At 36.6% G+C, this 12,880-nt stretch carries 11 protein-coding genes; 3 read left to right on the top strand and 8 right to left on the bottom strand.

What is annotated here, in order from left to right; all coding sequences use genetic code 11:
* Window positions 1-5 precede the first annotated feature (5 nt).
* The 8 genes from BQ7352_RS05430 to BQ7352_RS05395 all read right to left on the bottom strand — a co-directional run bounded on the left by BQ7352_RS05430 (window position 6) and on the right by BQ7352_RS05395 (window position 11,448).
* On the bottom strand, window positions 6-2,033 hold the full coding sequence (locus BQ7352_RS05430; protein WP_072447651.1) for a V-type ATP synthase subunit I: 2,028 nt from the start codon (window positions 2,031-2,033) through the stop codon (window positions 6-8).
* 44 nt (window positions 2,034-2,077) lie between these two features.
* Window positions 2,078-2,386 (bottom strand): ATP synthase subunit B family protein, encoded by a 309-nt coding sequence (locus tag BQ7352_RS05425; protein WP_242948531.1) that lies wholly within the window; start codon window positions 2,384-2,386, stop codon window positions 2,078-2,080.
* Window positions 2,387-2,616: 230 nt separating this feature from the next.
* Window positions 2,617-3,792, bottom strand: coding sequence for an ABC transporter substrate-binding protein (locus BQ7352_RS05420; RefSeq protein WP_072447647.1), 1,176 nt, complete (start codon window positions 3,790-3,792; stop codon window positions 2,617-2,619).
* 124 nt (window positions 3,793-3,916) lie between these two features.
* Complete coding sequence (locus BQ7352_RS05415; RefSeq protein WP_072447645.1) at window positions 3,917-4,957, bottom strand: AI-2E family transporter; 1,041 nt, start codon at window positions 4,955-4,957, stop codon at window positions 3,917-3,919.
* Window positions 4,958-5,013: 56 nt separating this feature from the next.
* Window positions 5,014-5,688 carry an RluA family pseudouridine synthase gene (locus BQ7352_RS05410; protein WP_072448616.1) on the bottom strand — a complete coding sequence of 225 codons (675 nt, stop codon included), beginning with the start codon at window positions 5,686-5,688 and terminating at the stop codon, window positions 5,014-5,016.
* Window positions 5,689-6,645: 957 nt separating this feature from the next.
* Window positions 6,646-8,919 (bottom strand): hydratase, encoded by a 2,274-nt coding sequence (locus BQ7352_RS05405; RefSeq protein WP_072447643.1) that lies wholly within the window; start codon window positions 8,917-8,919, stop codon window positions 6,646-6,648.
* Between the two features lie 186 nt (window positions 8,920-9,105).
* Window positions 9,106-10,191: a PucR family transcriptional regulator gene (locus BQ7352_RS05400; RefSeq protein ID WP_072447641.1), complete on the bottom strand. Its 1,086-nt coding sequence runs from the start codon at window positions 10,189-10,191 to the stop codon at window positions 9,106-9,108.
* A 144-nt stretch (window positions 10,192-10,335) separates the two neighbouring features.
* Window positions 10,336-11,448 carry an ABC transporter ATP-binding protein gene (locus tag BQ7352_RS05395; RefSeq protein ID WP_072447639.1) on the bottom strand — a complete coding sequence of 371 codons (1,113 nt, stop codon included), beginning with the start codon at window positions 11,446-11,448 and terminating at the stop codon, window positions 10,336-10,338.
* Between the two features lie 283 nt (window positions 11,449-11,731).
* Here BQ7352_RS05395 and BQ7352_RS05390 point away from each other — a divergent pair, with 283 nt between their 5' ends.
* From BQ7352_RS05390 to tnpB, 3 genes are all read left to right on the top strand, one after another.
* On the top strand, window positions 11,732-11,998 hold the full coding sequence (locus tag BQ7352_RS05390; RefSeq protein WP_072447637.1) for a hypothetical protein: 267 nt from the start codon (window positions 11,732-11,734) through the stop codon (window positions 11,996-11,998).
* Window positions 11,999-12,143: 145 nt separating this feature from the next.
* Complete coding sequence (locus BQ7352_RS05385; protein ID WP_072447635.1) at window positions 12,144-12,509, top strand: hypothetical protein; 366 nt, start codon at window positions 12,144-12,146, stop codon at window positions 12,507-12,509.
* Complete coding sequence (gene tnpB / locus BQ7352_RS05380) at window positions 12,499-12,861, top strand: IS66 family insertion sequence element accessory protein TnpB (protein WP_072447633.1); 363 nt, start codon at window positions 12,499-12,501, stop codon at window positions 12,859-12,861. Before BQ7352_RS05385 ends, tnpB begins: the two co-directional genes overlap by 11 nt.
* Window positions 12,862-12,880: the final 19 nt, after the last annotated feature.

Raw genomic sequence — 12,880 nt, 5'->3', positions numbered from 1 at the left:
AAATTTTATTCCTCCTTGATATCTACATACTTCATATTTAATTTAAATGGGTTGAAAGGTTTTCCTCCACCCTCATAAAATTTGCCGAAAAATTCAACAAACTGAAGACGGTTTGTATGAACATACGCACCTAAAATATTAATTGCCATATTCATGGCATGCCCTATAATAAAGACTAAAATAAAGACTATCGCGCCAAAAATGCCATCTCCTACCATACTTCCCATCTGATTAATAACAGATGCAATAACACCTGTAGCAAGGCCAAGGGCCAATAGACGAGAATAGGAAAGTACATCACTGAGCCATCCGGTTACATTGTAAAGGTCATAAGCACCAAGAGCCAGACGCAATCCAAAATTCTTATTTGCACGGCCTGACATAAATAACAATCCCAGCGCTCCGACAATTGTCAGAACCTTTCCTGCCCCGCCTACAAAAGCAGGGAATGTTTCCGGTGGGATCTGGGAAATAGATGCAAAAATCGGACTTGGCAGCAGCATGAGAATTAATCCGATAAGGAACACATACCACAGCACTACATCACAGAAAAAGTCCATAATTTTTTTCTCTTTCAGCAGCATATAACCCTTCATTCCCAAACCTGTAAACAGATGAATGACTCCAAACGCCATAGAATACATCAACATTCGCATAGGATCATTTAGCGGAACAAACCAGAGTGCTTTCACCAGTCCGCCTTCCGGTACCTCTACATGGAAGAATGTTCTGGCCACTACATCAATGGCATCTCCAAAATAACCGCCAAAAAGAATACCCCAGATTAATGTGGAAATACCACAATACATAAACATTTTAATCGCTTTTTTCATTGACTGTTCCATACGCGGGAATTTTTTCAATATAAAGAAGCATCCCAGGAACATAATCAAACCATACGCTGCGTCTGACAGCATCAATCCGAATAAAAAAACATAGAAGAAAGACATCACAGTTGTGGGGTCTACTTCTCCTCTTTTCGGAAGGCCATAGGATTCCAAAACGCCCTCCACTGACTCAGAAAATCCATTGTTGCTCAAAAGCACTGGCATTTCTTCATCTTCAGGAACATCTGCGCTCTCCAGACTCAGAACAAAATTTTCATTCAAAGCCTTTTCAAGAACATTTAAAGATTTCGCCGGCACATATCCATTCAAAAAGAATGTCTGTTTCGACTGTGGAATTTGTCCTAAAACATCATATTTTTCAGCTCTTGCTCTAAAATAATCTGAAATTAATTTCAGCTTCTCTCTATCAGAAGCATACGAACAAATTTCCTTTTGACACTCCTCTGCCTCTTGCTGTAAAGCTACAATTTTCTGTTGCAGTTCTTCTTTTTCCTGAGCCGGAATTTTGCTCATACTCTGAGCTGGTTTTGCAAAACCATTCTGGCGAAGAACCTCTTCCACATGTGCTGCATCTTTTTTCAGACATAACACCGCAAGATACATTGCATCTCTTTCAGAAGACAAAACAAAAATATCTACTCCTGATACTTCCGGCGCCTGCTCCAAAATCAGACCATAAATTTCTTCCAATGTCATAATTCCGGAAATAGAACCAATTAATACTGTCGTACTTTTTGTCCCCTGAAAATTCACCGGAATATCCAAATTAATCCATGGAAGCAATGACTCTATCTGATTTTCCATCTTCTGGACATTGGCTCTGCACTCTGAAATCTGTTTGTTCAATTTCACAAGATTTGCTGCCGTATTCAAGATTTCTTTCTCTTGTTTCGTCGTTTCTATATATTGGCTCTTTTCTATCAGGTTCTTACCTTCCAGACTCGCAAACATAGATACTTTCTCCGGCACATATTCCTGAAGAATATTCAGTGCTGTCTCGGCCAAAGCTGCATTTCTCTCAAATGAATTTCTCTCTTCCTGAGTATTTACTGTTTGAAGGCCCTCCTCTTCAGTCTCGAATTTGGAAATTTCCATAATACCCAAAGACTGAATTTTTTCCAAAATGGCTTTTCTGTCCTTTTTCAGCGCGCAGATACTGACTTTTTGCATCTGCAATACTGCCATACTTACATCACTCCTTTATTTTCTGTTTTCTTCTGACAGCATCTTTATACCAAACCTGATATAATTGCATTTACTGCCTCTTCTTCCCTTTGTTTTGCAGTATTTCGAATTTCTGCAATTTCTTGTGCTGCTGTTTTCAAAGCTTCCTCCAGCTTTTTCTCACTGACAGCCTGCGCAGCTTCTCTGGCATCTTTTGCCTCCTCCTGCGCTCTCGCAATCATAGCGGCTTTCGCATCCTCTGTTTCCTGCTTCGTCTGCTCAAGAAGTTGTGCCCCTTGATTTTTGGCACGAATCACAATTTTCTCGGCTTCCTGCTCTGTTTCCCGGATTTCTTTGATTGTCTTTTCTACCACAGTATCACCACCTTCGCATATCTTGATATTACTATGAATTATGCATTTTGTCAATTTATTAACGTATCATTCTTACTTTTTCCACTAAACAATTACATATTTTCTATTTTTTCTCTATAACAAAAGGGAAATTGCACAATTATGAGCATTTTCCCTTTTTATCTCTTGTATATTTTATCCAATTATCACTGTATTAAGATGTTTTTTTCATTTGTTTTCACATTAACACTTTACTCGTATAAATAGTTAGCATAATCTGGTAATTCGATATTGCTCCCATCAATCCACTGATATCCACAGTTAATAAATGTATCATTTTCTAAATCAAGGTCTGCGCGCATTGCAGCTACAATAGTAGCATATCCCATACCATAGGAATTTTGCACGAAAGTTCCTATTTCTGTTCCCTTTTTCACTGCATCAATCTGTTTTTTTCCAGCATCAACGCCTAATACAAAAATTTCTCTATCTGATACACTCACGGCATCTAAAACTGCATTGACTGCATGTTCATTTGTCCCAAAATAGCCTTTCACGTCAGGATATAACTTCAATACAGCTTCCGCCATTTCTGTCATGCTTGTTTCCTGATTTTCATGAGAAATATTTATAATCTCAATCTCAGGATAATTATTAGTAATTTCCTCTGTAAAACCAGCCTCTCTATCTCTGCTTGTCTGTGATGCCGCTACATGTGTCATAATTGCAATCTGGCCCTGACCACCAATAGCCTCCGCCAATTTTTTTGCAGCCTCCACACCCAGCGTATAATTATCTGTCGCACACACAGTATTTACCAAATCGCTCTGCACACCTGAGTCCAAAACTACAACAGGAATATCATTTTCTGCTGCCGCTTCCAACTGCGCTTCACAGGACTCCATATCTATTGCTGCCAGACAAAGTACCGAAGGATTTTCAGAAAGCACTGCATCAATAATATTAATCTGACTTTCTACATCTGTTTCCTCTGAAGGCCCCTCAAAAGAAATCTTAATTTTATCTTCGCCTTTGTAGCCCATTTTCTGGTTCAAATCTTTTATAGCCTGATCCATTCCTATTTTCACACTGTTCCAGAAGCTTGACTTCGTGTTCTTGACTACCACTGCAATATGACTGCCTGGTTCTGGATTTAATTCTTCCAGAGAAGTGTAATCTCTTGTTCCTGCCTGATCCTTTAAAACCTGCATTGTCAGATCATCTGCCATGTTCTTCTCTTCTTCCGGCTTCTCAGAAGGCTCTTTCTCTTCTTCCGGCTTTTCTGTATCGGTATTATCAGACTCTTCTTCCGGTTTTTCTGTATGATTTTGGCTTTTATCAGATTTTGGCTTTTCCTTTGCGCCACAGCCACTGATAACTCCTGCTGCCAGCATACAACACAGCAAACCCACCAGCACTTTCTTCATAATCTTACCTGCCTTTTACTCATTTTATCTAAAAGTTTCACTACTTTCCCATTATACACGAAAGTTTTTAATAGTCCATACCTTCTATCTTTGTTTATAAAATTTTTCGAAATGCTATAATCCTTTAATTTTCTCCAAAGACATTACATTCCTTTAAGATTACATAGATAAGAAAAGCAGATACCGGCCCCAGAATAAATCCAAACCCTCCATACAAAACAATGCCCAGATAAACAGATACAAGTACTAAAAGAGGAGAAACGCCTATGTGATTTCCAATAAGTCTAGGTTCCAAAAATTGTCGTATGGCTGCAGTCAGCAGATACAAAACAAGCAAACCAACACCCATTTTTCCATTTCCCTGAATAAACAGAATAATCCCTGCCGGAATAAGAAAAGTTCCCGTACCTAAAACAGGAAAGGCATCTAAAATCCCAATAGCTATGCCAAATTCCACATAATACTTCACTCTAAGCACTCCAAGTCCACAAACACACAATGCACAAACTACCACAATAATTTTAAATTGAGCCTTTAAATACTCTTTTATTCCTACTGTCATTTCCTTAAATATATGAATGATATTCCCAAATATCTTCCATTTCCCCATGACATTGTACACTTGTTCTCTTTCCTGTAGAAATAAAACAGCAAATACAACACATATTGCAAATATGCCTATGAAACAGGCACAGCTTCTCACAGAGACCATTGCCGTGTTCATGCTGCTTTTCCCTGAAAAAATACACCTCAAAAAATGTTCTGCCTGTTCACATATATAAAAAAAGCTTTTATCAGAAGGTATTCCGACAATCTGCTCCATACCTGTACAAAATTTCCAGAGAATATCTTGAACCTCTTCCTTAAACTCCGGATAATATTGAACACATTCTCCCAATTTTCCTGTAAGATACTGCAATGCAAAAAACATTCCCACCGCTGCCAAAAGCATTCCCAGAACAATAAAAATCATCCCCACAATTTTCTCTGAGAAATGCATTTTTTCACCAATCCAAGTCCTGCATATTTTCTTCGCCGGCCCGTGTACTGTCTCAGCCAAAATCCAGCCTAAAAAAAACGGAAGTATTACAGGAAGCACGTATTTCATTCCCAAAAATACTCCTGTGGTCACCCCCGCTATAATCCCTGCCTTTTTCCAATTCATGGTTTATTCCCCCATACTTTTATCCTTTACTCTTAGTATGGTGAAACAATTCCTTCCTATACTATTGGAAAATTTCCAACCGGCATTACCTCAAATTCCATTTTATTCTTTTTTACCGGATGTAAAAAAGACAATTTATAGGCACAAAGAGAAATCCCTTGTTCCGCATCTTCCTTTGTGCATTTTAAATTATATTTTGCATCACCAAAAATCGGCAATCCTGCATGTGCTAATTGCACTCTGATTTGATGGTGACGCCCTGTTTCCAAAGAAACCTCTAAAAGGCTTCCAGCTTCTGTTTCCTTCAAAACTTTATAAGAAAGCTTTGCCTGTTTACTGTTTTGTGTCTTCTTCGATACTACCTTTGAAGTGTTAGTTTTTCCATCTTTTTCTAATTCATCCACTAAAATCGCCTGTCCATTGCTCGTATGCCCCTGTACATAAGCAAGATAAATTTTTCCAAATCCCCCCTGCTGCATTTGTTTGCTGAGATTAGATGCACTTTTTTTATCCTTGGCAAATACAAGAATTCCCTGTACCGGCTGATCTAACCTATGAATAACCGCCACATAAGGTTCTTGTCCTTTTTTTGCCAGATAATTTCTCAATGCACACTCCATATCTAAAGTCCCCAATCTCTTACTCTGGACTGGAAATCCTGCCGGTTTTCGACAAACCAAAATATATTTATCTTCATATAAAATAGTATCTTCTATATTTATAGTATTCATAGCAACCTCATATATTCCTGTCTTTTTAATTTTTCCAATTATAACATAAAAACTGAACAACCGCTATATCTTATACTTGGATATAACGGTTGTTCTAATTTTCTTCGTTATTCAATTTTTTTATTCCTTTCTCATTTCAGCTATCATTTTCTTTCCCTATTTTATAAATCCTTTTTAGATTTATTGAAAGTTTAATATCAATCTATATATGATAATAAAAAGCTTCTAACAAGTAGTTCGGGCTATTTGCCTTCAAAATATTTCTCTATACATTTCTTTCTGATATAACAACTGTTTTTGTTTTTCAAATACAACAGGCTTATTTCAACGAATAGAACTCATCATATTATTTCTTTTTGTTATACTTTAAAATGATATATAGATACTTTATTCTTTTAAATTATATTTCTTTACATATAATCTAAAACCTTTTTATTACTTTTGTGGTAAATATTCAATATGAGGACATTTTTGATATTTACCTGAAATTCTTTTTCCTACTATCATATATTTATATTGCTGAGGAAGTTTTTTATTTTTTCATTCCAGGTCTTTCATAGGGATTTATGCCTTACCACTCTCATATTGATAATTTGATTTAGTAGTTTCCATTGGACTAAACCTCCTTATCTTTATTAAACTCTACATCCTTTTTCTTCATTATCTTTTCCTTGGTACTTTATCATTACCTTCTGTTTATCTTGTATTCTCCGTACACTTAAAACTTTAATAATGATTTATCTTTTGTACCTTGTAGCCAACTTCAAAATTGATTTCTCGTCTCTAATTTTGAAATGGATATGAAATAATGTTTTGTAAAAGGTGTTTTGTTTTTTGTTGATTTTATAATACTACTTCCTCAGCAATTTGTCAATATCTTTTTTAATATTTTTTATCTTTTTTTATAATATTATTTTTCATTCTTTTAAAACTGTAAATTGTATATTTATTTCGCAATTATATATACAATTTATAATAGTTAATCAAACAGCCTTCTAAAAGAATATCTCTTTCATCCTGTGTCATCTCACCCAGCTTCAAAATAAACGGATAGAGTTTATCCTTTATCACAAAAGCTTTTATCTCTGCTTTTCCCTTTTTAACAGCCTCTTGTATGTCAGGGATATAAATATAATCTCCCTTTGCAAATACCATCTCTTTATCTGTGAACAAAAACGGAAGCATCCCCCAGTTTATCAAATTAGAACGATATCGTTTTGTAGCATATTCTCTGGCAATATTAGCCCATCCTCCCAAAACTTTTTGGCAGGATGCCGCCTGTTCTCTGGCAGAACCATCCCCTGGTTTTTCTGCAAAAATTGTACTTCCTATACCTGTATTTTCCCAACTCATGTTTTCATAAACCGCTTGTATCTGTTCTCGTACCTTTTCCAGTTCCGGCACCTGCATCTCCGGGATTTTATTTTGCTCTCTGGCTATTTCTCCTTTCTGAATTTTTTTTGCCAGTTCAACATAGTCCGGTGCTTTTCTGGATAGTGCAAATTCTGCTAATCTTATAGGATTAGAACGATAAGAAGAAGTTTCACCGGAAGGGATTAATTCATCCGTAGTGGTTACAGGATCATGGATTTCCGCCGTTACCTGAAGCAATAAATTTTCAGGCAATTTCGGCATTTTAGGCCAGTCTTTAATGTTAGGACCTAATTGGATTTCCACATCCGGGTCTGCCACTCCTTTACTGTCAAATACCCTGTTTTTATAAATAGAACCATCAAAGAAATATGCCGGTTTTCTGTATATACCTTCGTATTCTGTTGCGGCTGTCAAACATCCCTTGTTTGCTGCTGTAGCGGCAATAGAGCGGGCATCCATCAGTGCAACTGAAGAAATCTGCCCTTCCTGAACCTTTGAACCTTCTCTGTTTGGAAAATTTCTGGTAGAATGCCGGATACTTAAAGCATTATTTGCCGGCGTATCTCCTGCACCAAAACAAGGTCCACAAAATGCTGTTTTTACGATTGCTCCTGTCTGCATCAAATCTGCCAGTACCCCATTTTTCACCAATTCCACATAAATCGGCGTACTTGCCGGATAAATACTAAGAGAAAATTCATTCGAACCGATACTTTTCCCCCTCAAAATATCCGCTGCATCACAAATATTTTCAAAACCTCCGCCGGCACACCCTGCAATAATTCCCTGCTCCACATACAATTTTCCATTTCTTACTTTATCTTTCAATGTATAAGGGACATTTTCACCAAGGCTAATCTTTGCCTTTTTCTCCACTTCATCCAAAATATCCATCAAGTTTTGATTTAATTCCTCAATGGTATATGTATTTGCAGGATGAAAAGGCATTGCAATCATAGGACGAATTGTAGATAAATCCACATAAACCATTCCATCATAATAAGCTGTTCCCTCTGGCTGTAGTTCTTTATACTCCTGTCCTCTTCCGTGTATTTCATAAAATTCTTTTACTCTGTCATCTGTTTGCCAAATAGAAGATAAACATGTAGTTTCTGTGGTCATTACATCGATACCAATTCGATAGTCTACGCTTAACCTTTCCACTCCCGGTCCTACAAATTCCATTACTTTATTCTTTACATATCCGGAAGAAAATACAGCCCCTATAATTGCCAATGCAATATCCTGCGGTCCAACACCAAAAGCAGGTTCACCTGTAAGATAAACACCTACTATCTCAGGATAAGGAATGTCATAGGTCTTCCCCAAAAGCTGTTTAACCAATTCCGGTCCGCCTTCTCCCATTGCCATAGTTCCCAATGCGCCATATCTCGTATGACTGTCAGAACCTAAGATCATTTTTCCACCTTCTGCCAGCATTTCTCTGGCATATTGATGGATAACTGCCTGATGGGGAGGCACATATACTCCCCCATATTTTTTTGCACAGCTTAAACCAAATACATGATCATCCTCATTGATTGTCCCCCCAACTGCACACAAAGAATTATGGCAGTTAGTAAGTATATAAGGAACAGGAAATCTCTCTAATCCTGATGCTCTTGCTGTCTGTATAATTCCCACAAAAGTAATATCATGTGATGTTAATTTATCAAATTTCAACTTTAGGAAATCCATATTTTCAGATGTATTATGTTTCTTTAAAATGGAATAAGCAATTGTATTTCTCCTCGCTTCATATTTGCCTAAATGATATTTTTGCTCCAGTCCCGGCTCATCACTCACAGGTTCTTGTCCTTTTGTCAGCCATGCACCGCCTTTATATAGTTTAATCATAGCAGCTCCTCCATTCTGTATTTCGTAAATTTCCTTCCATTATAAATTTTATCGTGGTAAATTGCAAGCACTTTATTGTGCTAATTTAACAATGTGTTGTAAATACTTATAAAACAAAAACGCTCTGACCATGTGACACAAATTACTGTAATCTCATGATCAGAGCATTCCTTTCTCAATGCGAAACTAATCTTGTTTTTTCATAAATTCCATATAACTGGAAACCATTAATGCAATTTTAAAAGTTAAAGCATCGTCAAATACACGGATATCAAGTCCTGTACTTTTCTGAATTTTTTCTAATCTATAAACCAAGGTATTTCTATGCAGGAAAAGCTGCCTTGACGTTTCTGAAATATTTAAGTTATTATCAAAGAATTTATTAATTGTATTCAACGTTTCGTCATCCAAAGACTCCGGAAGTTTTCCGCCAAATACTTCTTTCATAAACATTTCACAAAGAGGCATAGGGAGCTGATAAATCAAACGTCCAATTCCTAAGTTATTATATCCCACAATATTTTTCTCTACATAGAAAATTTTTCCTACATCAAGAGCCATCTTAGCCTCTTTGTAAGAACGGGATACATCCTTTATCTCGTGAATAATATTTCCATAAGATACACGTACCTGTGACATAGCTTCTGCATTAAGCATGTCTACAATCATCTTTGCAATTCCTTCAATTTCCGGATATCCATCATTCTCTTCCAAACTACGAACAATAATAATATTTTTTTCATCAATAGCTGTAATAAAATCATTATTTCTGGAAATAAATAAATTTTTCAAAATTTCCATAGAGTCCTGATCTTTCTCATGCTTTGTTTCAACTAAAAGCACGACTCTTTTTGCTTCTACAGCAATATGAAGTTTTTTCGCTCTATTGTACACATCAACCAGCAGCAGATTATCTAAGATTAGGTTCTGAATAAAATTAGATTTATCAAAGCGTTCTTTATAGGCTACAATTAAATTCTGAATTTGTACTACCGCAACACGTCCAATCATATAAGCATCTTCGTTTCCGCCTTTTGCAACTAATACATATTCTACGGTCTGGTTATCATAAATTTTGAAGAAATGATAACCTTTCATTACCTGACTGTCAGCCATAGATTCTGCAAAACTTCTTACATCTCCGAAATCCTCATTCTCTATAGGAAATGTAGTAGAATTTACTTTACCATCTATGTCCATAACACATAAATCAATTCTGGTAATTGCTCTAAGTTCGTCTAATGTTTTTTGTATTATCTGACTTGATATCATAATCATTCTCCTTTTTGATATTTACCCGAAATTTTCTAAAATAATAATAACGTATTTTTTTCAAATTATCAACCTGATGTAAAAAGAATTCTATAAAGCAGAATTCCCGTCTGGTATACCAGACGGGAAATATAATCTTCAATCTTAGTTTGTGATAACCTGTTCTGTTTCTTTATCGAATACATGAACCTTTTCCATATCAAGAGCAAATTTAACAGTATCACCTGTTCTTGCTGTTGTACGTGGGTTAACTCTTGCTGTCATTGGGAAGCCTTCTGTATCAAAGTACAGATATACTTCAGCACCTAATAATTCGTATACAGTAATTTTACCTTCTACGATGCTATTTGGGAATGCCTGAATACGAGCTTCATCATCGTATACGTGTTCTGGACGAATACCCATAACAACTGTTTTTCCATCGTATCCACCATCAATAAGAGCTTTTTTCTTAGAAGCTGGTACCTGAAGTACTGTATTTCCAATCTGTAAGTATACTTCATCACCTTTTACTTTTACAGTTGCATCTAAGAAGTTCATCTGAGGAGAACCGATAAATCCAGCAACGAATAAGTTGCATGGTGCATTGTATAATGTCTGAGGTGTATCTACCTGCTGTACAACACCATCTTTCATAACAACAATTCTTGTACCTAATGTCATAGCTTCTGTCTGGTCATGTGTTACATAAATAATTGTAGCACCTAATCTTTCATGTAATTTAGAAATTTCAGTACGCATCTGAACACGAAGTTTTGCATCCAAGTTTGACAGAGGTTCGTCCATTAAGAATACTTTAGGTTCACGCACGATAGCACGTCCCATAGCAACACGCTGTCTCTGACCACCGGAAAGAGCTTTCGGTTTACGGTCTAATAATTTTTCAAGGTCAAGAATTTTAGCTGCTTCTTTAACCATTTTATCAATCTGATCTTTTGGAACTTTTCTTAATTTAAGACCAAAAGCCATGTTATCATAAACTGTCATGTGTGGATACAGAGCGTAGTTCTGGAATACCATTGCGATATCTCTGTCTTTTGGTTCCACATCGTTTACAACTTTATCACCAATTTTTAATGTACCACCTGTAATTTCTTCCAGACCTGCAATCATACGAAGTGTTGTAGATTTACCACAACCTGAAGGACCTACAAAGATGATAAATTCTTTATCTGCGATTTCAAGGTTAAAATCCTTTACTGCTTCAAATCCGTTTGGATAAGTTTTGTTAATATGCTGTAATGATAAACTTGCCATTTCTCATTTTCCTCCTAAATGATATATAAATATCCGTTTTTTTTGCTTTTTGAACTGTGTTTAGTATACTGCTATCTTCATTTTTTTTCCATAGTTCAAATGCCCAAATATTTTTCCAACTCTTTGTAAGCCTAGACAATCCAAAAAGGGCATCTGGCATTTTGCCATATTTTTATAAATTACATAAGCAATATGCACAATTTCATCAGAAACCCTCTTTACACATCTTTAACCCTTACATATAATAGTGCTGTATAAAATGAGCATAAGAAAGGATAACAATATGTTTCGATTAATGGGAAGCATTTATAAAGATACACACATACTAAAAAGCACTGTAGTCTGTGATGATACTACAGACACCCGTACAAAAAAGGTATTTCATTCTCTCGATTGTATTTGTCATAAATTCGATCTGCCTTCACCAATATGGTTAGATGCTAATATCAAGGATTTTCAAAAATTTTCAAAAGTTCGTTTTTCTCAGGATAATTTCATTGAAATTCTTGATTTTGATTATTTTGAAATACAGATTATCGAAGAAGATTAAAAAACAGGATTGCCGCTCAATGCGGGTAAACGCAAAATAGCGAGTACCTGTTCAAAATCATCCGATGTGAGATAATAGACTCATCACTACAAAGTCTAAATAGTTTAGTACTCAACTTTTTAGACTTTATCACAGGAGGTGAGTCATGAAATCTCACACAAGTTTAGTTGCACAGCAAACCCGCCTGAATGAATGGGCTGATTTGATCCGAGACTGTCAAAACCGTCCACAGGGAATGAAAATCGATGAATGGTGTCAGCTGCACGACATTACAAAAGCGAGTTACTACTGGAGACTCCGGAAAGTCCGTGAGGCTTACTTAGAAACTGCGGAGCATACACAAGCCTTTGTAGAAGTTCCTTCCTCTGCACTCCATCCGGTAAATACGACCTCAGAGCATAAAATCGCTGCCATAATCAGAAGTGGAAGCAACCTCACGTTGGAAATCACCGACCAGGCTTCTGCCTCCTTTCTAAGTACACTTTTGGGAGTGATCAGAAATGCTCAATGATGGTACCGGATTCAAAAAAGTGTATCTGGCAACTGGATTTACGGATCTGCGCAGAGGAATTGACGGCTTGGCAAGAATCATACGTTTTCAGTTCCAGCTCGATCCTTATGATAAGAATACATTATTCTTATTTTGCGGTAAGCGTACGGACCGGATAAAAGGACTCATCTGGGAAGGTGATGGATTTCTCCTTCTGTATAAGCGGATTGAAAATGGGAACTTCCGATGGCCTCGTACACAGGAGGAAGCGCTGGAGATCAGCACAGACCAGTATCGAATGTTGATGCAGGGTCTGGAAATCGTTGCCAGACATCCCATAGAAGAAGTTCCTGATCCTGGATTCTCCTTATGATTTGTGCAAAACATAGAAA

This window comes from Blautia sp. Marseille-P3201T, assembly GCF_900120295.1.
In the GTDB taxonomy this organism is placed as follows: Bacteria; Bacillota; Clostridia; order Lachnospirales; family Lachnospiraceae; genus Blautia.
This window is presented reverse-complemented; position numbering and strand designations above follow the sequence as displayed.